The 22,811-nt window shown below is 33.9% G+C and carries 19 protein-coding genes and 6 pseudogenes; 21 read left to right on the top strand and 4 right to left on the bottom strand.

All coding sequences use genetic code 11. From position 1 onward, the window contains the following. The 17 genes and pseudogenes from C568_RS34950 to C568_RS0128355 all read left to right on the top strand — a co-directional run. A pseudogene (locus tag C568_RS34950) lies at nucleotides 1–1,978 on the top strand (type VII secretion protein EsaA); the annotation flags it as partial. Beyond that, entirely contained in the window at nucleotides 1,950–2,453 is a 504-nt protein-coding gene (essA, locus tag C568_RS0128425; RefSeq protein ID WP_018783506.1) for a type VII secretion protein EssA, read from the top strand. The pseudogene C568_RS34950 and the gene essA, both read left to right, overlap by 29 nt. Before the next feature lie 12 nt (nucleotides 2,454–2,465). Further along, nucleotides 2,466–2,717 (top strand): EsaB/YukD family protein, encoded by a 252-nt coding sequence (locus C568_RS0128420; RefSeq protein ID WP_018765510.1) that lies wholly within the window; start codon nucleotides 2,466–2,468, stop codon nucleotides 2,715–2,717. A 90-nt stretch (nucleotides 2,718–2,807) separates the two neighbouring features. Further along, nucleotides 2,808–4,007: a type VII secretion protein EssB gene (gene essB / locus C568_RS0128415; protein ID WP_018783505.1), complete on the top strand. Its 1,200-nt coding sequence runs from the start codon at nucleotides 2,808–2,810 to the stop codon at nucleotides 4,005–4,007. 304 nt (nucleotides 4,008–4,311) lie between these two features. Beyond that, nucleotides 4,312–4,590, top strand: a pseudogene (locus C568_RS36600) (FtsK/SpoIIIE N-terminal domain-containing protein); the annotation flags it as partial. Then, nucleotides 4,588–8,817 (top strand): annotated as a pseudogene (essC, locus tag C568_RS0128410) (type VII secretion protein EssC); the annotation flags it as partial. The pseudogenes C568_RS36600 and essC, both read left to right, overlap by 3 nt. Further along, nucleotides 8,814–9,647 (top strand): DUF3952 domain-containing protein, encoded by an 834-nt coding sequence (locus tag C568_RS0128405; protein WP_018783503.1) that lies wholly within the window; start codon nucleotides 8,814–8,816, stop codon nucleotides 9,645–9,647. The pseudogene essC and the gene C568_RS0128405, both read left to right, overlap by 4 nt. Before the next feature lie 22 nt (nucleotides 9,648–9,669). Next, the gene (locus tag C568_RS0128400; RefSeq protein WP_018783502.1) at nucleotides 9,670–11,142 is read left to right on the top strand and encodes a lipase family protein; all 1,473 of its coding nucleotides are present in this window, start codon (nucleotides 9,670–9,672) and stop codon (nucleotides 11,140–11,142) included. A gap of 72 nt (nucleotides 11,143–11,214) precedes the next feature. Then, nucleotides 11,215–11,475: a hypothetical protein gene (locus C568_RS0128395; protein WP_018783501.1), complete on the top strand. Its 261-nt coding sequence runs from the start codon at nucleotides 11,215–11,217 to the stop codon at nucleotides 11,473–11,475. 1 nt (nucleotide 11,476) lies between these two features. Then, nucleotides 11,477–11,827, top strand: a complete 351-nt coding sequence (locus C568_RS0128390; protein ID WP_018783500.1) for a DUF4176 domain-containing protein — start codon at nucleotides 11,477–11,479, stop codon at nucleotides 11,825–11,827. Between the two features lie 135 nt (nucleotides 11,828–11,962). Continuing rightward, entirely contained in the window at nucleotides 11,963–12,940 is a 978-nt protein-coding gene (locus C568_RS0128385; RefSeq protein WP_018783499.1) for a hypothetical protein, read from the top strand. 221 nt (nucleotides 12,941–13,161) lie between these two features. Then, nucleotides 13,162–13,343, top strand: a pseudogene (locus C568_RS32255) (hypothetical protein); the annotation flags it as partial. After that, nucleotides 13,340–14,167 carry a DUF3952 domain-containing protein gene (locus C568_RS0128375; RefSeq protein ID WP_018783498.1) on the top strand — a complete coding sequence of 276 codons (828 nt, stop codon included), beginning with the start codon at nucleotides 13,340–13,342 and terminating at the stop codon, nucleotides 14,165–14,167. The pseudogene C568_RS32255 and the gene C568_RS0128375, both read left to right, overlap by 4 nt. Next, nucleotides 14,160–15,011 (top strand): DUF3952 domain-containing protein, encoded by an 852-nt coding sequence (locus C568_RS0128370; protein WP_371391778.1) that lies wholly within the window; start codon nucleotides 14,160–14,162, stop codon nucleotides 15,009–15,011. The genes C568_RS0128375 and C568_RS0128370 overlap by 8 nt, the downstream gene beginning before the upstream one ends. A gap of 43 nt (nucleotides 15,012–15,054) precedes the next feature. Continuing rightward, nucleotides 15,055–15,249 carry a hypothetical protein gene (locus C568_RS0128365; RefSeq protein WP_018765516.1) on the top strand — a complete coding sequence of 65 codons (195 nt, stop codon included), beginning with the start codon at nucleotides 15,055–15,057 and terminating at the stop codon, nucleotides 15,247–15,249. A 1-nt stretch (nucleotide 15,250) separates the two neighbouring features. Continuing rightward, nucleotides 15,251–16,063, top strand: a complete 813-nt coding sequence (locus tag C568_RS0128360) for a DUF3952 domain-containing protein (RefSeq protein ID WP_018783496.1) — start codon at nucleotides 15,251–15,253, stop codon at nucleotides 16,061–16,063. 427 nt (nucleotides 16,064–16,490) lie between these two features. Beyond that, on the top strand, nucleotides 16,491–16,946 hold the full coding sequence (locus tag C568_RS0128355) for a GNAT family N-acetyltransferase (protein ID WP_006097545.1): 456 nt from the start codon (nucleotides 16,491–16,493) through the stop codon (nucleotides 16,944–16,946). 408 nt (nucleotides 16,947–17,354) lie between these two features. On the opposite strand, the gene C568_RS0128350 is transcribed toward C568_RS0128355, so the two are convergent. Beyond that, nucleotides 17,355–17,939: an HAD-IA family hydrolase gene (locus tag C568_RS0128350; RefSeq protein WP_006097544.1), complete on the bottom strand. Its 585-nt coding sequence runs from the start codon at nucleotides 17,937–17,939 to the stop codon at nucleotides 17,355–17,357. Nucleotides 17,940–18,250: 311 nt separating this feature from the next. On the opposite strand from C568_RS0128350, the gene C568_RS0128345 reads away from it, so the two are divergent. Then, nucleotides 18,251–18,832 (top strand): DUF4256 domain-containing protein, encoded by a 582-nt coding sequence (locus tag C568_RS0128345; protein ID WP_018765517.1) that lies wholly within the window; start codon nucleotides 18,251–18,253, stop codon nucleotides 18,830–18,832. A gap of 258 nt (nucleotides 18,833–19,090) precedes the next feature. Continuing rightward, nucleotides 19,091–19,501: pseudogene (locus C568_RS31470) on the top strand (restriction endonuclease); the annotation flags it as partial. 298 nt (nucleotides 19,502–19,799) lie between these two features. Here the strand turns inward: C568_RS31470 and C568_RS34945 are convergent. Beyond that, nucleotides 19,800–19,970 (bottom strand): hypothetical protein, encoded by a 171-nt coding sequence (locus C568_RS34945; protein WP_003197259.1) that lies wholly within the window; start codon nucleotides 19,968–19,970, stop codon nucleotides 19,800–19,802. A 232-nt stretch (nucleotides 19,971–20,202) separates the two neighbouring features. Between C568_RS34945 and C568_RS0128330 the strand changes: the two genes are divergently transcribed. Then, entirely contained in the window at nucleotides 20,203–20,481 is a 279-nt protein-coding gene (locus tag C568_RS0128330) for an AbrB/MazE/SpoVT family DNA-binding domain-containing protein (RefSeq protein ID WP_003197260.1), read from the top strand. A gap of 326 nt (nucleotides 20,482–20,807) precedes the next feature. On the opposite strand, the gene C568_RS0128325 is transcribed toward C568_RS0128330, so the two are convergent. Together C568_RS0128325 and C568_RS35910 are read right to left on the bottom strand one after the other, a co-directional pair. Next, the gene (locus C568_RS0128325) at nucleotides 20,808–21,482 is read right to left on the bottom strand and encodes a hypothetical protein (RefSeq protein WP_006097500.1); all 675 of its coding nucleotides are present in this window, start codon (nucleotides 21,480–21,482) and stop codon (nucleotides 20,808–20,810) included. Between the two features lie 531 nt (nucleotides 21,483–22,013). Next, a pseudogene (locus C568_RS35910) lies at nucleotides 22,014–22,106 on the bottom strand (class I SAM-dependent methyltransferase); the annotation flags it as partial. A gap of 434 nt (nucleotides 22,107–22,540) precedes the next feature. On the opposite strand from C568_RS35910, the gene C568_RS0128320 reads away from it, so the two are divergent. Further along, on the top strand, nucleotides 22,541–22,811 hold a 271-nt coding region (locus C568_RS0128320; protein WP_018783495.1), incomplete at its 3' end, for a PadR family transcriptional regulator.

The following is a 22,811-nucleotide window of genomic DNA, read 5'->3' as shown; positions in this document are numbered from 1 at the left end:
TAAACAAAGTAATCAAGTTGTCAAACTGACAAATCGCACAAAAACGCCAGTACATTCAATTAAACAATTGACAGATAGTAAGACTGGTAGTGAAACAAAAGAACCAAATAAAGATGGAAACAAAAACCCAGGCGGTGGCACAACAGAGCCAGGTGGTGGTACAACAAACCCAGGCGGTGGCACAACAGAGCCAGGCGGTGGCACAACAGAGCCAGGTGGTGGTACAACAAACCCAGGCGGTGGCACAACAGAGCCAGGTGGTGGTACAACAAACCCAGGCGGTGGCACAACAAACCCAGGCGGTGGCACAACAGAGCCAGGCGGCGGCACAACAAACCCAGGCGGTGGCACAACAGAGCCAGGTGGCGGCACAACAAACCCAGGCGGTGGTACAACAAACCCAGGTGGTGGCACAACAGAGCCAGGTGGTGGCACAACAAACCCAGGCGGTGGCACAACTAATCCGGGTGAGGGAAATAAAGAAGTTGAAACAATAGAACGTACTAATGATCATATTGTTCATCAAAAAATGGAAGTTTTATCTCCAGCATCATCTGAGGGGTTAATAAAAGACGCTGTGAACACAGTGAAAAATTATGAAGAATTATCAGGCTTATATGAACTGTATTATGGGCTTGATATGAAAACAGAAGATTTATCAGGAAAGTTAGAAAAACAAGCTTTAAAAGATCTTGCCACATCAAAATCTCTTTATTACATGTTAAATAAACAAAATGTGTTAGATATCATTACAGGTCTTGTTTCATCTGAAATTCAGGCGGAAGTAACATCTGAGATGAATCAGGTAAAACAAAAAATTAATGATTTGCAGCTCTTAGCTAAAAATGTTAACCAAAATTCAGACCGTTTGGCAGAAACATTAAAACAAACATCAGAACAAGCTAATGTAATGAATACGAATCTGACTGAGTATTTAAACGGTGCAATGAAGTGGCGTGAAGGTAGTCTAAAACTGATGGAGGAACAAAGAACAATAGTAAGTAGTCGTGAAGGAGAACAGACAGCTATATTAGCATTAGACACTGGATTGAAATCATTAGTGACACAGAGTCAATCGTTAGCTGAAAGTTCGAAAGGTACTTTGCTAGCTTCTGACGAGGTATATAAAACGTTTGATCAAATTAATAATCAAGCAAAAGAAATTCAAGACAGCGGTGTAACGATGGTGTCAAAAGCTGATACATTATTAAACGATTTAACTGATAAAGTATCGGATGATAAGTCATTCGCGAAAAACTTCAGTACAGTATTAGCGAATAGCCGTGTTGGCGAACGTCAGAATGAACAGTTATACAAGTTTTTAGCGAATCCAGTTTTAAAACAAAATGACGGTGTTATTACAGCAGGCAATGCCTTTACACCATATTTAATTGTATTAGTATGTTTTATTGTTTCTTTATTTACGTCATACGCTATTGCGAATCAGGAAAGAAAGCGTCATCAACAAGATGATTTTGAAGAAAAATCATCAATTTTAGATATGAACTTACCAATCACGGCAATTACATTCGGAATAGCTATTGTTGAAGGAGTTATAATTGGTATCATCGCTGGGAAATTATTAGAATTCAGCGGAAATCAAAGGTTAATTTGGATTGCTTTTATAACAATTACAATGATGGCGTTTGTCTTCGTTTCAACATATCTATTACGCCAAGCAAAAATGATAGGCATGTTTATCTTATTAACATCATTAAGTCTGTATCTATTTTTAACAGAAGCTGTTGGAGTTAAGGTAACTAAGACATCATATCTTGGTAAGTTACGTGAATTTTCACCACTTCAATATATAGAAGATTTCTTAAATAATTTTATAAGTGGTAAAAATGATGGTCATGTCACTTTCGCAGTCCTTCTTGTAATAGCAATTGTTGGATTTATTATCAATCTATTTGTATGGCATAAAAGGTGGGAGGAAAAAATTGACGATGATGAAACAATGCATACAGCTGGCTAGGTTATCATTTGTCTTTTTTCTTTTCTTGTTTGCTGCGCCCCTCATGGGTAGCGCAGCAGACAGTTACCTGAATGATAATGGTAAACTTGATTTCAAAGTAGATCGGCTACATGAAGATAACCAAGAAAGAAATGAAAAAGGACAGCAAGAGACAGAGCTCGATAAAGCAGCAATTCAATTATTTAATGAAGAAGTTGAAAAACAAATTAATGAAAAACAAAAGAAACAAAAAAAAGAAATGAAAGAGTTGAATGACTCTTTATTTTTGAATACGAAAAAAATAGATAAAATGAAAGACACACAGAAGAGTTTGTTTTCAAAAGACTATAACGTGAGAGCAAGTTCTAGTGAAACGGATCATAGCCAAGCCAAAACAGAAGAGCCAATTAGTCCGACATTGATTGGATTAATTATTATTGGCGTTATATTCATTTTTATTGGATTTGGAATCATCATTCGGAAAATTTGGATGTAAGGAGAATCACAAATGGCTATACAGACACATATTAACGTCACTGTTGATTTTCATAAATGGAATGGAAATACATACGATTTACGAATCCCCAATCATCAGTCTGTTAAATATTTGCTTAAAAATTTAATTGAAACATTAAAAATTGAAAAATACGATACATCAAACTACGTAATTAAAGTTGTGAATAAATCGTTATTATTAACAGATGATGATAGATTGGTAGATCACCAAGTAACAGATGGAGATATATTACAAGTAATATAAATTACATAATCATGAACGCAGCATGTAACCTACTCAAGTGAATTCGTAAAATCAGAATAGGTTTATGGTGAAAAGGAGAAGAGGAAGAACATGACGGAGAAAACAATTCAGATTGATTCAATGGAGTATCGATTTGAAATAGAAGAAGATACTTGGAAATTAGAACTTGCTAAATCTCAAACGCAAGTAAAAGATACCCGTCAATTGGAGTTATTAACGGAAAAATCATCAATGTTTCTACCAGTAACAATAGAAGAGCATGATGATACATTTACTTTTACATATACGGTAGAAAAGAAATTATTGAAATGGGAAGATGTAAAGAAATTAGAAAGAAATGAGAAATTACGTTTAATCCGAAATCTATCTCGTTTTCAAGAGTATTTGCATAGAAGAATAACTTTCTTTTTACACCCGGATAATTTAGTATTTGATGCAAATTTAATGCCTTTTATTATACATCGCGGAATTCGAGAGATTGCCCCGCCCAAACCACTAACAGAAAATCAATTTTTACTCCACTACAAATGTTTTATTATTGCTTTGTTTTCCAAAAAACATAGTTATGATGATCTATATGCTGGTTTATTGGAAAGCGCAAAAGAAACTACATTTGAACAGAATGTGGTCAACATGGAAAGCTTTGAGGAACTGAAACAGTTTATCGAAGTGAATTTTTTAAAGGAGCAAGCAAAAGCAGAAAAAACAATGCAACTTGTTCCGAAAAAGCAGTTTAAATTATTTAAATACTTAGCATTTTCATTTGCGGCAGCTACAGTTATCTTAGCAGCACCAGTCGTTTACTACACATTTATGAAAGTGCCGTATCAAAATACACTTCTAGAAGCTAATAAAAATTTCTTAGCAACGGATTACGATAAGGTAATTAGTAATTTGAATGAGGAAGAGTTTGAATCATTACCGCTAGCATCTAAATATGAGTTAGCGTATTCCTACTTGAAAGTAGAGAAATTATCTGATGAGCAAAAAGCAGCAATTATGAAAAATGTTACTTTAAAAAGTGATGAAAAGTATTTATTGTACTGGATTTACAACGGAAAAGGTAATTTTGATAAATCGTTAGATTTAGCGAAAAGTGTGGATGATCCACAATTAATCATGTATGGCTTAATTAAACAAATAGAAGCAGTGAAAAATAATCCGGATTTACCAGGAAAAGAGCGCGATGAAAAGCTAAAAACATTTGAACAACAATTGAATGAATATAAGAAAAAATATAGTGATTCATCCAATGAAAAAGATATATCTAATACAAAAAAAGCAAAGTAAAAGGATGAAGACTTTTGCTGAATCTATATGAAAATGGGTATATAAACAACAAGAAAAGATAGGGAGTACATATATATCCAATCTATATAAATACAAAATGAAAAACCGACATAACTCTTTCTTTTTAGGTGGGAGAGAGCGTCCGTCCATGGAGGCCCATGCTAAGTGAAAACAAAAAGAGAAAACGAGTGTAGGATACCTTTTATTTTTCATAGCAGCGACTTATATGTTGGAAAATCAAAATGGATATATATGTATGGAAACTCCTTACAGATAGAGCGAACAAAAGGAGAAGTGGAGAAGTATGGAGCAACTACTTGCACTAAGTTACGGCAATCGATTACATAAATGCCGCTTACATCCATCCGAACGTCCTACAGTGACGATTGGGAAAGAATGGTCAAATCATATTACTGACTTTGATTTAGATGAATCACTTTTGTTAAATTGGGATAGCGAATTAGAAGCTTGGAAGATAGGAGAGCAAGTCCTTTGTTTTAATAAGGCGAATACAATTCAATTAAAGAATAACAAGGCTATGCGCATTTGGATTGCAACTGTAGAAGAAGTAATTGTATATGATACATCAACGAAATATTCGATAGCAATTAGTAAAAATGACTACGATGATATAACAGTTCATGATGCTACTACAGATTTTCTGTTCATTCGTGAAACATTAGATGAGCCGTTTAAAATTAACGTGTATGAGGGGAACGTCTTTCATAATTATTCTAAATTGAAAGGTACAGCGAATGTAGAAGCTGGAGATCACTTATATTTTGATGGCGTAACAATTCAAATTGGAAGTGAAGATGTTCAAATATTCGCAGCAGAAAAACGGGTAGACTCGACATTACCTCGTTTACTAGAAGCGGACAGCTTTTATCATGATGAGTATCCAGATTATCATCGTTCACCACGGATTATTTATCGTGAGCCAGTTGAAAAAATGATAATTGCAAAACCATCATCAAAACCATCAAAACCAACAGAGCATCTAGCAAGGATTATTGTTCCATCTCTCGTAATGATTGTGGTAACTGTCATGTTATCTATATTTCAATCATACGGTTTATTTATTTTCGCATCGCTAGCAATGACAGTCGTGACTGTTATTGTTTCGATCACATCGTACATAAAAAACTTAAAGCAATACAAAATTGATATTGCCGAGCGAGATAAGAGTTATCGAGAATACTTAATGCAAAAAACAAAGGATTTACATGCTGAAAGTGAGAAACAGCGTCATGCACTTCATTATCATTATCCAGATGTTACCGAAATTAGAGAAATGGCGATAGAAGTGAACCCTCGTATATATGAAAAAACAATCATGCATCATGATTTCTTAACATACCGAGTGGGAAAAGGGAATGTAGATACTAGTTTTGAAATTGAATTTAATGAAGAGGAATTTAGCCAGTTTAAAGACGAGCTTATTGCCATGGCACGTGAGCTAAGACAGCAATATCTTTTTCAAGCCGATGTTCCGGTTGTAACAGATTTAATGAATGGACCAGTTGGATATATTGGGCAGCGTTCGTTAGTGCTCGAACAATTACAACTATTAGTGATGCAAACAGCTTTATTCCATAGTTATTATGACTTGCAGTTTATTACAGTCTTTCCTGAAGAGGAGAAGAAGAAGTGGGACTGGATGCGCTGGTTGCCTCATGCAAGTGTACGTGATATTAATGTACGTGGTTTTGTATATCATGATAGAAGCCGAGACCAAGTACTGAATAGTTTGTATCAAATATTGAAAGAACGAAAACTGAAAGTAGATGAAAAAAGCAATTCAAGTGAAAAAATACATTTTTCACCGCATTATGTTGTCCTTATAACGGATGAAAAACTCATCTTAGATCACGTTGTAATGGAATTCTTTAATGAAGATCCAAGTGATTTAGGTGTATCACTCGTATTCGTTCAAGATGTGATGCAAAGCTTACCGGAGCATGTGAAGACAGTTGTTGACATAAGAGACTCGAAAAAAGGAAATATCATCTTAGAACAAGGGGAACTTGTAAATCGTCAGTTCGCACCGGATCATTTTCCAGAAGGATTTAATTTAGAAGATGTAGCTAGAGCACTTGCACCATTGAATCACCTGCAAAACTTGAAAAATAGTATTCCAGAAAGTGTTACATTCTTAGAAATGTATGGCGTTGAAAAAATTGATGAATTAAATATTACAGGCCGCTGGGCAAAAAATGCTGCTCATAAATCATTAGCTGTACCGCTTGGTCTTCGCGGTAAAGAAGATCTTGTAAATTTAAACTTACATGAAAAAGCACACGGACCACACGGGTTAATCGCTGGTACTACAGGTTCTGGTAAGTCAGAGATTATTCAGTCGTATATTCTATCTCTTGCGGTCAATTTCCATCCTTATGAAGTTGCGTTTCTATTAATTGACTATAAGGGCGGAGGAATGGCGAACTTATTTAGAAATCTACCGCACTTACTAGGAACGATTACGAATTTAGATGGTGCGCAAAGTATGCGTGCACTCGCTTCGATTAAGGCAGAATTACAAAAACGCCAACGCTTATTTGGCGAGAATAATGTGAATCATATTAACCAATATCAAAAATTATACAAAGAAGGCGCTGTAACAGAGCCGATGCCGCATCTATTCTTAATTAGTGATGAGTTCGCGGAGTTGAAGGCAGAGCAGCCAGACTTTATGAAAGAATTAGTTTCAACAGCGCGTATCGGGCGTTCTCTTGGTATTCATTTAATACTGGCTACACAAAAACCAACCGGGGTTGTCGATGATCAAATTTGGAGTAACTCGAAATTTAAACTAGCGCTTAAAGTGCAAAATACATCAGACAGTAATGAAATATTAAAAACACCTGACGCAGCAGAAATTACACTGCCAGGACGCGCGTACTTACAGGTCGGAAATAATGAAATCTATGAACTATTCCAATCTGCATGGAGCGGTGCTGACTATGTAGAAGATAAGGATGATCAAGATCGTCTCGATACAACAATTTATGCAATCAACGACTTAGGTCAATATGAAATCTTAAGTGAAGACTTAAGTGGACTTGGAGATAACAAAGAAGTTGCGACGGTGCCGTCTGAACTTGATGCAGTTATCGATTATATTCATGATTATACAGAAGAAAGACAAATTGAAGCGCTCGCAAGACCGTGGTTACCACCGCTTCCAGAAAAAATATTCCTGCAAGACTTACACCCAGTGCACTTTAAAGAAGCATGGAATGAAGCGAAGAAACCATTACAAGCAATAGTTGGTTTACTAGACCAACCTGAATTACAATCACAAACACCATTAACATTAGACATAAGTAAAGATGGACATGTAGCCGTCTTCTCAAGTCCAGGTTACGGTAAATCGACGTTCTTACAATCAGTCATTATGGATGTAGCGCGTCAAAATAGCCCGGAGCATTTGCATGTGTATTTAGTAGACCTTGGTACGAATGGTCTCTTACCATTAAAGGGACTGCCACATGTTGCGGATACGATTACGATTGACGAAGCAGAAAAGTGCTTAAAACTAGTTGAAAGATTAACGCAAGAGATGAAACAACGTAAACGTATGTTAAGTGAATATGACGTTGCAAGCATAGAAATGTATGAAAAAGCTAGCGGTAAACAAATGCCGAATATCATCGTTACGATTGATAATTACGATGCGGTAAAAGAAGCTAGATTTTACGAAGACTTTGAAATGTTAATGATACAAATTGTTCGCGATGGCGCAAGCTTGGGTATTCACACACTAATCAGTGCAGGTCGACAAAATGCACTGCGTATTCAGCTATATAACAACATTAAATTGCAAACATGTCTATATATGATTGATCAAAGTGAAATCTCAGGCATTGTAGGTCGATCTGATGTAAAAGTGGAAGAAATGGCAGGACGAGCAATTATAAAACTAGATTCACCGACATTATTCCAGGCAGTGTTACCAACAAAAGCAGAAGATGAATTACAACAAATTCAATTATTGCAACAAGAAGCAAGTGAAATGGATCAAGAATGGGATGGAGAACGTCCGAAGGCAATTCCAATGATGCCAGAAGTCATTGATCTTGTAACATATCGTAAAAACAAGGACGTTATCAAAGCATTACAAGCAGGAAAAGTTCCACTGGGACTTGACTTCACAAATGTAGAAGTCGTTGCGCATGATATTGCAGTTAATGATCATTTAATGGTTTACAGTGCAGATGATAGTATTAGAAAACAAGTCATATCAAGTATACTCTCCCAAATGAATAAAGACTATTTTGAGAGTATAACATTAGTAGATACAGCGGAGTATAGCTTCGTTCAGTATAAAGACAATGTGACTCATTACATCGTAGAAGAAAATGAAGTAAACGTTCACGTGAAATACTGGATGGAAGTGATTCGTGAACGATCTCTTGAATTATCACAAGCAAGACAAGAAGGAAGAGAAATACCAGTGTTTACAAAACAACTTATCATTATGACAAACGTTGAAGAATTTAGCAGACTCGTTTACTTAGAAACAGACGACGCAACAACTTTAATGGATCTATCTCGTGCAGTTGGTATTTACTTCGTCCTAGCAGGACATCATGACTATATGGATCGAAACCGAGATGCCTTACCGATGAAAATGAGAAGTAAACTAACAGCGGGCATCATCGCAATGCCATTAAACGACCAAAGTGTTTTCAATGTGAAATACGTAAGTAACGAAGCATCTTTAGGGAAAGACGAAGTGTATTACTACCAAAAAGGAAGCATTATGAAACTCAAAATGCCAAGAGTAACGAACGAGGTGACCGTATGAAATTGAAAAAGAAAGCTAAGGTGATGATAGTTATGACGATAGTTGCGAGTTTATTTAGTGGGTGTGGTTTTGGAGAAACAAAAATAGAATATGAGAGATTTGTAAAAGCATTGGATGAAGGGGATATGAAGACGGTTATGTCTGCGAGTGATGATGGGTATGCGCATTTAGAAGAACGAGTGATACATAGTACACTTGAAGAAAAAGAAGATGGCATATATAAAAAAAATGTATATCAAACCACTGATGGAGTATATAACACGAAAGAAAAAAACTTATATGGTAGTACAACGCAAACAGTAACTACAAAAATTGATACAAGAAAAGAAAAGGATAAAATTAAAAACTATAACAAAGAAAAAGTATATAGTACAAATATTAAGTATGAAAACGGCCAAGTACAAAGTACAAATCTAAGCTTAGAAGTTTCTCTAGTGAAGCTTCTTATGGATCGTCTTCATGGAGTAGGAAAACTAAAGATGAAACCGGGTGATGATAAAAAAGGGTTTGATGAGCCTAATTCAGTAGGATATGAATTATCTGAAGCGGAATTCCAACAAATGATAAATGATAAATTGAAGCTACAATATGACGAATATGGTGGTGCGTCAATTGTACTTAATTTCGATGCTGCAAAAAATTCGAAAGGAAAACCAATGGAGTTATCAGAGCTGAGTGTCTCTGTAAACTATAAGAAAAAGAATGAAGAGGGGAAAGTGGTTACGAATATTTTACAAATTAGAGTATATTTTGCTGGGAAAAAATACAACGATCCAAAAGCATTAAAGGATTATGGAGAGTATGAAAAACAATATAGTAATAATAAATGAGTATGGAAGGAGATGATTAATTATGGCGGATGAAGTTTTAAAACTCACTTCTGATAGGGGGAAATTAGAATTAGCAGCAACACACATATATGATTTTAATAAAGGGGAAGGAGTATATAACAAATCTATTATAGAAAATGAAGCAGCATTAGAGGCTAATTTTGATGCCACGATTATAGATTTTAAGGAAGATAAAACTACAGGTCTAGGAGCATATGCTCTCCGGGATGAAACGACAAAAGAAATTGTAATTGTATTTGTAGGAACACAAACAGGAAAAGATAATAATGTTGATGTTAAAACAGATGCGAAAATTGGTCTTAATAACTTAGTTGGTACAGAATTAGCAATTGAACAGTACGATCAAGCGGAACAGTTTTATAGAGATATTAGAGATGAGTATAAAGGTACTAAAATAACTTTAACAGGACACTCGTTAGGTGGAGGGATAGCTGATACAGTTGCACTAAGAAACAAACAAGATAACATGGATGTATTGACTTTAAACCCAGCTCCTGTTTTGGATAGTGATGTAATCAAGTATGGAGACGGATCTGATATGAAAAACATTCGAAATATTATCAATCAAAATGATCCATTACATACTGCAATTCAAGCAGCTGATTTTACAACTCCAGGACAAATGTATATTATACCGAATGGGGCTGGTCATTCTTATGCCTTTAAAGAAAAAGATTATGATAAAAATGGAAGTCTAATAGCGTTAAAAACTCTAGAAAGTCATAATGATACAGGATTGGATCTTATTCCTGGACCTTTTGAACTTTCAGCATCGGCTGGAAAATTGTATACGGGGATTGTTCCTGGCATGTTTGATAGAAAACCGTATGCTGGAGAAGAGTTTATAGCAGGTGCAGCGATAAATTTAATAGCTGCAAATACTCCAGTTGGATCTATTATTGCTGCAATTTCATTGGCTGGGGACATTTCAGCTGCAAATGTAAAAGTCCAGCAATTAGTAAATGAGGCTAAAAGTGCTGCGATTAAATACAGTATAGTAGCAATTCTAGAAATTAAGAGTACGGTAGATACCGCTGTAGATTGGATCGAAACAACTCTAGCTAAATGTAAAGAAAAGGTGTTAGAAGTATTAGAATCTGTATTTAATGCGGCTGTAGACTTTTTAGCAGGAAGTGTCGTTGTGTATTTAGCAGCAACTGAAATTTTAGAGATTGCCAAGGAAGTAGCGGGTTCTTATGTGCAGGATTTACTAGATATGTTTAAAGGAGATTTTCACATAGATACAAATGTTACTGCAATTGTAGCAGAGCATATTTTAACTCATCGACACTCATTGCTTCATCTCTTTATGAATGATGGTAGTAGAGGAATAAACCGTTCATTGTTAGGTGAAATCTCAAAAGATGTAAAAGAGCTCTCAAAAGATTTGAAACAATTGAATGAAGATGTTTCAGAAGCAATCTTTTCTATGATTGCAAAAGATGAGGAGTTAGGAGCAGTAACATATTATTAATATTTTTTCTAACTAAATATATTTCTTTTCAATACGCGGACTTTGGAAGAGAAAGAAGAAAGGGGAATTGGTATGGATTTACATATGATAATGAATAAGGTTCATAGTACATTTCCAAATAATGGTGGTAGGGATCAGATTATAAACGTGGTGATGCAACTTGAAAAAGCAGCATCAGCTTTAACGAGTGATATTCGAAGCTTAGAGAGTAGTATCGACAGCAATTTGCAAGGGAAAACACGTGATGCTTTTATTGATCGGATTCGTCAACTTGAAAAAAAGAGACAAAAAATCGAAGAGAAAATCGTAGTATTAAAAGGGACGGTTAACTAACATGAAAGATTATATGGAAAAGGTATTACCTTTAGGAAGCGTAGTAAGGTTAAGTCTTGAGAAAGAGAAAGATGAAGATTATGTAATCACTACAAGAGGTGTATTGCTGGATGATGATACTTTCTACGATTATGGAGGAGTACTACATCCAGTCGGTTTAACAGGAGAAACATATAAACTATTTAATCATTCTGACATTGTTGAAGTGAAATTTGAAGGATATCGAAATAAAATTGAAAGTCAATTTGCGGCTAAATTTAAAATATGGCGGAATGAGTTTGTTGAAAAGGTAATAGAGAAAAATAAAAGAGAGCAACAAAATCAAACGGTAGAAACACAAGAGCAACAATAAAGTAAAAGGGAAATAAGCTTTCCTCTTCCTATATGGAAAGAGGAAAGCTTATTTTGATTGTGGGAAAAGATGGCTTTGAATATACTACACAACCAGGAATCATTTCTTACGTAAGGAAGGGGTATTAGGGGTTATATGAAAAGAATGAAAAATGTAATATTGTTAGTGTTATGTTTCTTATTTTTGAGTGGCTGTATTAATAATAATGAAGAACAGGTTAAAAAATATATGAAAGAAAAACATGGAATCGATGTTGTTGTAACAGATTGGGGCGCTATGCATGAAGGGAATATGGGACATACATACCATACTGTTCAAGCAAAAAACAACAAAAATATTCAATTTAGAGTAGAGGTAGATGGCTTCTTATATTCAAAAATAAAAGGTGATGAATACCAATACGGAAAAAACACATATAAGGAATATAAGAAATTTAAACCAATTTTAAAAGAAATTAAAAAATTGGGCTACGAGGAATTTGAAAAAGAAAATGTTTTTCAGTATATAGTTGATTATCATGAAGACAAACCAACTGATGATTTGTTATTAACTTTAAAAACGAGTAACAAGATTGATTATAGTCAATTTGAATCAGCAGAATTAGATCGTTTATATGCTCTATTCCAACTCATTCAGAAGAGTAATAAAAAGATAACAGAACTTGAAATTAAAGATCATAATGGTGAATATATAGGTCTCCCTTTTGAAAACGTACAAAAAGTTATAACGAAGGAAGAGCTGCTATTAACTATGAAAAACACTGTAAGAAGTTATTGGACATATTTGATTCAAACTCAAACAAAAGTAGGTGACAGATTGAAAGGAATTCAAAACGACGATTTTGTAATTGAAGGTATTACTTGTCCACATCCGAAAGACGGGGAGTGTCCGGAGTATAAGGTGACTTTAGTTTTTAATGACAGTAAGATGCAATATAAAAACAAGCCGCCTGTAATTGAGGATCTGACAAAGGTAATCACTATCCTTAAAGAAGAACTATATAATGAAAAATTTGACATATTTTTAACCAACAAGGATGGAACAAGATATTCACTCTGGCTATCATCAGAAACAATCAAAAAAAGTAATAACATCGAAGAACTTATAAAATAACGGTCTCCTAAAGAATAAATCTAAAGCACTTTTTACGTTTATTATTTGGTGTGAAAGCATGATATCAGTTCGTAAAATGAATCATTTGTATTAAGAGTGTAAGAGCATGTTTTAATCGTTTTTTTCAAAATATGCTCTTTCTTTATATGCATTTGCTAAGATCAGTTAACAATAAGTTAAGTAGGTATATTATTATTATGTAGATGGTGGCAGACTTCAATTTGAAAATGAGAAGTAAACTAACAGCGGATATCATCACTATACCAGTAAACGACCAAAGTGTTTTCAATATTAAATACGCAAGTAACAAAACATCTTTAGGAAAAGACGAAGTGTATGACTACCAAAAGGAAACATTACTAAACTTAAAATACCAAGAGTAACGAATGAGGTGACAGTATGAGAAAGAAAGCTAAGGTGCTGATGCTTATGACGGTCGTTGGGAGTTTACTTAGTGGGTGTAGCTTTTTTGAAACGAAAATTAAATATGAACCATTTGTAAAAGCTTTGGATGAAGGGGATATGACGAAGGTTATGTCTGCTAGTGATGATGGGTATGCGCATTTAGAAGAACGAGTTATATATAGTGCATTTGAAGAAAAAGAAGATGGCATACACGAAAAAAATATCTATCAAACCACTGATGGAGTATATAACATTAAAGGAAAAAACTTATATGGTAGTACAACGCAAATAGTAACTACTGATATTGATAAAAGAAAAGAAAAAGATAAAATTAAAAACTATAACAAAGAAAAAGTATATAGTACAAATATTAAGTATGAAAACGGCCAAGTACAAAGTACAAATCTAAGCTTAGAAGTTTCTCAAGTGAAGCTTCTTATGGATCGTCTTCATGGAGTAGGAAAACTAAAGATGAAACCGGGTGATGATAAAAGAGGGTTTGATGAGCCTAATTTAGTAGGATATGAATTAACTGAAGCGGAATTCCAACAAATGATAAATGATAAATTGAAGCTACAATATGACGAATATGGTGGTGCGTCAATTGTACTTAATTTCGATGCTGCAAAAGATTCGAAAGAAAAACCAATGGAGTTATCAGAGCTGAGTGTCTCTGTAAACTATAAGAAAAAGAATGAAGAGGGGAAAGTGGTTACGAGTATTTTACAAATTAATACATATTTTGCCGGGAGAAAATACAATAATCAAGACGCGTTAAAAGATTATGAAAAGTATAAAAAGCAGTATGAAAATAATGGATAAGCGTGAATATTACATGGGGGATAAAATGAGAAAGTTAATGAAATTAACAATTAAGATGTTGACCTTAATTTTAATATTCGGTGGATGCAGTGTGGGGGAAACAAAAATTGAGTATGAAAGATTGGTAAAGGCGTTGGATGAAGGGGACATGAAAACGGTAATGTCTGCGGGGAATGAAGGGTATGCGCATGTAGAAGAACAAATCATACACTCCATTATAGAAGAAAAAGAAGATGGAGAATATAGAAGAACAAGATATCAAACTACTGATGGTATATACAATACGAATGATAAGAGTTTATATGGAACTACAACACAAGAAATAGCTGATAAAACAACTAATGATAAAAATAAGGAGAACAATAGTTATAAATCAGAAGAAAAATATAATACCTATATTATTTATAAAAATGATCAAGTGCAAAGTTTGAATCCAAGCTTAGACGTTTCTTCGATTAAGCTAGTTATAGATAATTTAGAAGGAATAGGGAAATTAAAAACAGATAAAGATACAAAGGGGTTTGATGAACCGAACAGTATTGGTATTGGATTAACAGAAGTGCAATTTAAAGACATGATAAATGATAAATTAAAACTACAATATGATAAATTTCAAGATGCATCGATTGTTATAGATTTTAATTCTGCCAAAGACAGAAAAGAAAAAACGATGCGAATAAGTGAAATTATGATCTCAATAACGTACGATAAAAAGAATGAGGAAGGCAAGATGTTGAAACATATTCAACAAATAGCAGTTAGATTTAATGGTAAAGAAGAAAACACTAAAAATGCTAAAAAAGAATATTTAAATTATAAAAAACAATATTGCGATAACAAATAAAGTTCATAGTACATTTCCAGATAACGGTGGACGCGATCAAATTATGAACGTGGTCATGCAACTCGAAAAAGCAGCATCAGCTTTAACGAGTGATATTAAAAGATTAGAAAGCAGCATTGATAGCAACTTGCAAGGGAAAACACGTCGTGATGCTTTTATTGATCGGATTCGTCAACTAGAAAAAAAGAGACAGAGAATGGGAGAGAAAATCGTAGTATTAAAAGGGACGGTTAATTAATATGAAACTGAAAAAGAAAGCTAAGGTAATGATTGTTATGACGATAGTTGCGGGTTTACTTAGTGGGTGTAGTTTTGGAGAAACGAAAATAGAATATGAGAGATTTGTAAAAGCATTGGATGAAGGGGATATGAAGACGGTTATGTCTGCGAGTGATGATGGGTATGCGAGTGTGACACAAAGAGGTATATACAGTGCGTACGAGGAAAAAGAAGATGGAGAGCACAGTAAAACAATCCGTCAAACTACGGAAGGTGTATATAATACGAAAGATAAAAGTTTATATGGGGGGACAACACAAACAGTTGCTACTGATATAGAGAATAAAAAGGAAAAAGGGACAAACGAAAATTATAAAAAAGAAACCGTTTATAGTACAAATATTATGTATAAAAATGGGCAGGTACAAAGTGATTCCAATGTTGATGTTTCTTACGTTAACTTAATTGTGGATCGTTTAAAAGGAATAGGGAGATTAAAGATGAAGCCAGGCGATGATATCAAAAAATTTGATCAGCCTAATACAGTTGGATATAGACTCACTGAATCAGAATTTCAAAATATTATCAATGATAAGCTAAACATACAATATGATGAATATGATGGGGCGGCAATTGTACTTCATCTTGATTCCGCGAAAGGCCCAAAGCAGATATTACAAGTAAGTATTGATATAGACTATAAGAAAAAGAATGATGATGGGAATTTAGTAGAATATATGTTCCAGATAAAAACATACTTTAATAGAAAACAAGATAACAATCAAGATGCGAAAAAAGAATATGTAGATTATAAAGCACAGTACAAAAAATAATAAATAATTGTATGTGTAAATCTTTTGGATATCACTACTATCAACGAAAAAAAGACGTGTACTATTTGATGAAATTGTTTGTCCATACATCACAAGGGTAAACGTTACGATACATTGGAATTGAAGCGGATGAAATTCGGAAAACGATGGAAGATTTTACACAATAAGAACTAGGGGAATGCTAACTGATCTGATACCCACTGAAAGGGAGGATTATACGTGAAATACGTTGAATTTGAAGCCCTAAAAAATTACGAATCGCCAACAGTTTATTTTTGTGAGCATGATATAAAACATAGCTGCCTGGTTGCTATGTAACGGTATTGCTATAATAGTAACTTCTTTAACAATCTAATGAGAAGTATTAAATTCCCTACACCGCTATACTTATGCTTAAATAAATATATATTATTGGAGATGTTGAAGTATGAGAATTATTAATAAACATATCACTCTCGATGAAATAGAGATAATAAGAAACTCATTAGATAAATTGCATGAATACCATAACAGTAAATCAAAATTTTTTTCTGGTGATTATCCAAGAATTACATTTGAGGAACGTATTGAAGAATATAAAAAAAATTCAAAGTATGGAGAATACAGAATTGAATTATTGATTGAGTCAGAAACAGACAATATATTAGGATTTTGTATAGCATATAGTAAAAAAGTAAGCGGGAAGATCGAGGTTCTATTTGTTGATGAAAAATATCGAAGAAACGGATTGGGTTTGAAATTAATGAATAGTGCAGTGGAATGGTTTAAAGAAAAACAAATATATGAAATTGAATTAACAGTAGTGTACGGGAATGAAGCTGTATCGTTTTATCAGAAGTTGGGATTCTATCCACGTTCAATTATTATGACAACTAAATCATAACGATATTATGAGAATATTTTTTTGTTCAACTAAAGGGCACTCTAATGAAATAAAGATTACAGGAATGATCAAATTTCTTTATAAAAGAATGATTCAATCGAATATATTAAGAGCTTGTTTTGATCATTCTTTTTTCAAAACAAGCTTTTTCTATTTACGCTTTTATCAATTTTCATAGGGTTTATTTAATCAAAACTTATTTCAAGTCTACAATAACGAAAAGGCAGGGACATATTTTACATATTAAATATGTCCCTGCCTTTGATTTTATTGACTTTAGCCTCTACAACCTAAATATAAAAATGACTAATATGTGAAGTGTCTTTATTTTTTGGCTGTGTTAAACAATTATGCTGATAATTATAAAAATAAGAAAATCAAAATTCGGTCCATTTACAGTAGTTATTACTAACTGAACACCCGTTTCGCTAATGGAATATCCGTATTAAAAAATTTCGAGTAGTCTTGTAAATGATAATCAGCAACATCACCTTGACTTTGAAACATGCACGTTGCAATTCCTAATTCTTTTGCAGGTAATAAATCTAACTCCCGGTCTCCAATAACTAGATCGATTCCGTGTTTTGTATGTAAATGAATGTATGCTAATGGATTAGGTTTACGAGGGAAACCATCATCAATTGTAACCATATCCACAAAGTATTTATCCCATCCATAGTATTTTAAGATGGCTAAAACTCCGTCCCTATGCTTGTGTGTCATAATTACATTTTTATTTGCAAATTTTAAGATTTCTTCTACACCATCAAATGGTTTCATATCTTTTGGAGATAATGTTTTCTTTAATCTTTTTATCTCTTCTTCTTGATCCCTGGAAATGTTATAGTAATCAATTGCATGCGAATACGAAATTTTTAGCTTTTCATAAATTTCCTGTTTATCTACTGCTTCTCCCAGTACCAAAGAGAGTATGTTTGTATACGCAGGATACGTATCAAACAAAGTTCCATCAAAATCCCATAAAATGTTCAATTAGACCACCCTTTTATAATTATATCAATATAAATTCGTCAAACTAGCGTAAACTCCTCCTTTAGATTATCTAAAGGAGTGTATTTATAGTGAAAAGGAAAAGAACATCTGAAATTGAAAGAACGATTAAGGAACTGTTGAGTGACAATAAGTTGTTCCGTTAAAGGGCCAGATTGTAGAGAAATGGATTTACTAAATCATATAATTTATTGTAAACTGAATTCACACGATTATTTAAACGATTTATTATAAAACAAATATTTATATATACTTAAACCATTATGAGTAAAAACAATAAGGGGGGAACTAACATGACAAAGGGAAATAAAATCAACAATAAAGAGGAGTTGTCACTAGAACAACGTGAAGAATTACTCAGAGCATTGAAAGCCCGTTTTGAGAAAAACATGAACCGCCATAAAGGTCTTGAATGGGCTAAAGTCCAAGCAAAGCTGGATGCTAATACTGAAAAACTGTGGTCGCTCAATGAAATGGAAAGAACTGGCGGCGAACCGGATGTTGTTGGTCATGATAAAGAGAAGGACGAATACATTTTTTATGATTGTTCAGCGGAAAGTCCTAAAGGTCGCAGAAGTGTTTGTTACGATCGTGAAGGGTTAGAGTCAAGAAAAAAACATAAACCAGAAAATAACGCTATTGATATGGCAACTGCCATGGGCATTGAACTATTAACGGAAGAACAATATCGGACGTTGCAGAATCTTGAAAATTTCGATATGAAAACGTCGAGTTGGGTGCAAACACCCTCTGATATTAGAGAACTCGGCGGTGCCCTTTTTTGCGATTGTCGCTTCGGGCACGTCTTCGTGTATCACAATGGAGCAGAATCCTACTATGCCGCCAGGGGTTTTCGTGGCTCGCTAAGGGTCTAAATTTTGCACAGACAGCTAAAATTGAATTTGAGAACGGATCTCACCTAAGGAAAAGTTTTCATTTCATTCTTCAACTATCGGGCGCGATTGTGGAGCAACATAGATAGGAAATGATCAAACTTTTTTATAAAAGAATGAACCAACTGAAAATAGTAAGAGCGTGTTTTGAACAATCTTTTTTTCAAAACACGCTCTTTTCTATGAACATTTATCAAGGTTATTAGTATCAATTTGATCAAACTTTATTTTAAAGCAACAGCCGATCTCGGATTAAAAGGGAACAATCGTATTGTAATTCAAGCGAAAATATATGGTGTGAAAAATCGAGTTGGTATTCGTGCTGTACAGGAGATTTATGCAGCAAAAGCCTATTACAAGGCTCATGAGGCGTGGGTTGTCACGAACAGCGTATATACAAAGCAGGCGAAAGGATTAGGTGAAGCATGTCATGTAAAACTAATAGATCGTATAGAGCTTCAAAAATTGATTAACAAAGTAAATCCAGAGTATTCGGCTGAAGATGTGTATCGTGGTGTAGATCCTGCAGAAAGGAAATGCCCGTCATGTAAAAATCATTTAGTGGTACGAAATTCAAATAAAACTGGAAACAAGTTCTTTGGATGTTCTCAATATCCTACATGTACACATAAAGAACCAATTAATAAGTGAGCTGTGATGAAAATCCAGCTCTTTTGTTATTTTCATGAATATATTTTTAAAAGCCCTATTCTTATTTGAAAATGACTTCTCAGATTTGTTTGTACTACGTTTTTGACGGATTGGTAATGCAATAGGTCTTAAATAATGGATGATTGGATTTTTGGGGAGATAATAGGTTTAAATTTGATATGCAGATTTTTAAGTGAAATAAAAAAGGGCAGCCGCTAATTGCGACCTAGCCCTTTCTCTACGATCTGTCGAATTGCTTCATTTCGATTTTTCAGCTTATTTTCACGCCAAAAACTCTCTATTCGTCTTTATTTAGAGTTGCAGTTTCGTTTTCTGATGAATCTATTTTTATTCCGTTAGATAGCTTTTGAGCTGAATCTTGCATTTGCTCTTGGGACTTACTAGGAGTATTCAGAGCATCTGACGGCATGTTGTTGACTTGAAGACTTACTAAATCTTTTTTATCCATGGTATATAGCTCCTTCTTTAATTTAAATTTAGATGTAATGTAATTACTTGGATATTTTACATCTTTAGATCGATTTATATACAAGAGATATATTGAGAAATCACGTAACTATAGTGGGTCTTGTGAGTTTTTGGAACATTATGTTTTTCATGTATGGAGAAAGCCTGTTACAATGAGAAAATGACATAGGGTATGAAATAGAGAGCTATAGAATATATAAGGGAGAGGTTTCATGAAATCAACAGGAGTAACTCGAAAATTAGATCAATTAGGACGTATCGTTATACCAATGGAGTTAAGACGCACGCTGGCAATTGAAGAAAAGACACCATTAGAGATTTATGTAGAAGGTGAAAAGATTATCTTGAAAAAATATGAAGCGAATGGTGCTTGTGCAATAACAGGAGAAGTATCTGATAAAAATATTTCTTTAGCAGACGGAAAGATTACGCTAAGCCCAGCAGGTGCAGAACTTATAATAGAGGAATTACAGAAGAATCTTGTAAAATAATTGGCTCCTTTCAGGGGAGCTTTTTTAAGTTATATCTAAAAAAATTCACGTACCGTAGTTATTAATAAAAACAAATACATGCCAATAAAGCTCTACAACTAATCCTGTCCTTTTCTTATAAAAGGCGCATACAATACGCCGTTGGGTTCAATATATTGAAAAAGACACCTATAAAATTCGAAAAAGGGGCACGGCAACATGCCCATTAGACTAAAAAAGAAAAACACCCCCAAAACGAAAATTCTATTCATTATTGACTACTGATAATGATGGGTTATGTGAACTATAAGAAACCTCTGATTTAGATAATCAGAGGTTTCCCTTTTTTACATACCTGAAAATGGGGCATGTTTCCATATTAAAAGGGTAGGCAAAGTCTTTTTAATGTTTGTTATTAGCTTTTGTATGAATTTAATTTCAGATAATTGTTTATTGTATTCTTCTAATTGAATTAGATATTCATAATCATTTTGAAACATTGTATCTTTTAAAAGTTTGTTCAAATCCATGGCTAGGAAAAGGGTTAACATAGATAAGTATTGTGTTCCTCCTTTTGAAGCTCTTTTTCGTAAGAATGTAAGGATTTGCTCTTTGGTTTGAAGACATATGTAACGTTTTTGAAATGATAAACCTAATATTCGTCTTTCAATTACTTTTATTTGTTTTTTTCGCTGTATACAATCTAAAACAGAATTATATAGTTTGTGACTTGATCGTTGTTTTCCGCAAATTGTTAGTATCCACATTCTTATATTGTGATTGTCATCTAAATGTTGTGTTAAATCTAAGGTATGTTGTAAATAAGGGATATCAGATGACTTACTAGTCCTATGTACAATAAATTTATGATCTATATAAATATACTTTTGAAGGTAAAGTTCTAGCAATATGTTTATTATAATGAATATTTCTATATTTGATTGTAAAGGAGGTTGTATAGTTTGAGTATCATCATCTACAGATAGTAAGAAAAAAAGCTCAGGGACTGTTAGATATTCCATTTTTTCTTATCACCTTTCTTTAGATAGAATTTGTATTTAAATATATTTTCATCTTTTTATTTCATAAATCCTTTTGGATTATTAATAGAACTTAGCTACCGAGAAGTGGGGTTATGTAAACTTCAGATGTATACGGGGTTCAGCCGAGATACGTGTAAAAACGGGCCATAAGCTTTATTTTTTTCCATATCTACGATATACAAAAAAATAAAGAAACACGAATTTTATAGGCTAAGATATTTTTTGGAAGTAAAAACCTTGATTATTCTGCTTAGTGTAAAAAAATCAAGTTTTTTTATTTGTAGAGTGACAATAAAGTTATTTAATTTTTGATGTAGATTACTTCACCGCACTTAAAAATATAACAATAAAGTTGTTTAAATCTAAGAGTTATTTCATAATCGCGCTCGATAGTGGAAAAGTGAAGAACGCGAAGGAGTTACATTAATAATCCGCAGTTATTTTACTAAGCTCCCGTGAACCCAAAAAGAAAAAACGTCCCCACATCGTGCAGGAACGCATAATAAACATTTACTTTTCTGCTGAGATTATTAAGAACATAGGTCTACGAAGTTCTTCTTTCATTTCGGGAATACTCTTTAACATTTCTTCGGAAGGAATTGGTCACTGGAAGTAGGAGAAAACCTCATCGTTTTCACACCAGAGAAACCGGGAACCTAAATGTACAGCTGCTGGATGGGGATGATCCGCGGTATAATCATTGTGAAAGAAGCATAGGAGGAAGTAAAAGCTCCGTAAAGAAAATCGGCTGTATCCAATGAAGATAGCTGGTTTTAAAAATATTTAGAAAATCCAGTTGACAGTTCATCTACTGCGTGTTACGATATACCTGTAGTAGGTCACACTGAATAGTGAGGTTGCAAAAATATTTTTAAGAAAAATAGTTGACACCTTCTACTCGGTGATACAATATACATGTAATAAGTAATACTGAATAGTGTGATTTCCCAAAAGCTATTCAGTAAAAATTTACCTTAGTACTCTGTTATACTGAATATAAGTCAGACAAAATAGAGGAGGGAGAGGAGGATCTAAACATGGAAAATTTAACTGAAATGCTGAAGGGTTCGCTGGAAGGCTGCGTGCTGGAAATCATCAGCCGCCATGAAACCTATGGCTACGAGATTACCCGCCGCCTGAACGAGCTTGGGTTCACCGAAGTCGTGGAAGGGACGGTCTATACCATCCTCGTGCGATTAGAAAAGAAAAAACTTGTGAACATAGAAAAGAAACCGTCAGATATGGGGCCGCCCCGCAAGTTTTACTCACTTAATGAGGCTGGCCGCCAGGAACTTGAATTGTTTTGGA

The sequence above is a fragment of the Bacillus sp. 95MFCvi2.1 genome (assembly GCF_000374965.1).
GTDB classification, from domain to species: domain Bacteria; phylum Bacillota; class Bacilli; order Bacillales; family Bacillaceae_G; genus Bacillus_A; species Bacillus_A pseudomycoides.
The sequence above is the reverse complement of the archived record's forward strand: the minus strand, read 5'-3'. Positions and strand labels throughout refer to the sequence as shown.

Excerpts from the sequence above, each read along its gene's own strand:
- essA (WP_018783506.1), top strand. The coding sequence starts at position 1,950 with ATGATGAAACAATGCATACAGCTGGCTAGGTTATCATTTGTCTTTTTT.
- C568_RS0128420 (WP_018765510.1), top strand. The coding sequence starts at position 2,466 with ATGGCTATACAGACACATATTAACGTCACTGTTGATTTTCATAAATGG.
- essB (WP_018783505.1), top strand. The coding sequence starts at position 2,808 with ATGACGGAGAAAACAATTCAGATTGATTCAATGGAGTATCGATTTGAA.
- C568_RS0128405 (WP_018783503.1), top strand. The coding sequence starts at position 8,814 with ATGAAATTGAAAAAGAAAGCTAAGGTGATGATAGTTATGACGATAGTT.
- C568_RS0128400 (WP_018783502.1), top strand. The coding sequence starts at position 9,670 with ATGGCGGATGAAGTTTTAAAACTCACTTCTGATAGGGGGAAATTAGAA.
- C568_RS0128395 (WP_018783501.1), top strand. The coding sequence starts at position 11,215 with ATGGATTTACATATGATAATGAATAAGGTTCATAGTACATTTCCAAAT.
- C568_RS0128390 (WP_018783500.1), top strand. The coding sequence starts at position 11,477 with ATGAAAGATTATATGGAAAAGGTATTACCTTTAGGAAGCGTAGTAAGG.
- C568_RS0128385 (WP_018783499.1), top strand. The coding sequence starts at position 11,963 with ATGAAAAGAATGAAAAATGTAATATTGTTAGTGTTATGTTTCTTATTT.
- C568_RS0128375 (WP_018783498.1), top strand. The coding sequence starts at position 13,340 with ATGAGAAAGAAAGCTAAGGTGCTGATGCTTATGACGGTCGTTGGGAGT.
- C568_RS0128370 (WP_371391778.1), top strand. The coding sequence starts at position 14,160 with ATGGATAAGCGTGAATATTACATGGGGGATAAAATGAGAAAGTTAATG.
- C568_RS0128365 (WP_018765516.1), top strand. The coding sequence starts at position 15,055 with ATGAACGTGGTCATGCAACTCGAAAAAGCAGCATCAGCTTTAACGAGT.
- C568_RS0128360 (WP_018783496.1), top strand. The coding sequence starts at position 15,251 with ATGAAACTGAAAAAGAAAGCTAAGGTAATGATTGTTATGACGATAGTT.
- C568_RS0128355 (WP_006097545.1), top strand. The coding sequence starts at position 16,491 with ATGAGAATTATTAATAAACATATCACTCTCGATGAAATAGAGATAATA.
- C568_RS0128345 (WP_018765517.1), top strand. The coding sequence starts at position 18,251 with ATGACAAAGGGAAATAAAATCAACAATAAAGAGGAGTTGTCACTAGAA.
- C568_RS34945 (WP_003197259.1), bottom strand. The coding sequence starts at position 19,970 with ATGGATAAAAAAGATTTAGTAAGTCTTCAAGTCAACAACATGCCGTCA.
- C568_RS0128330 (WP_003197260.1), top strand. The coding sequence starts at position 20,203 with ATGAAATCAACAGGAGTAACTCGAAAATTAGATCAATTAGGACGTATC.
- C568_RS0128325 (WP_006097500.1), bottom strand. The coding sequence starts at position 21,482 with ATGGAATATCTAACAGTCCCTGAGCTTTTTTTCTTACTATCTGTAGAT.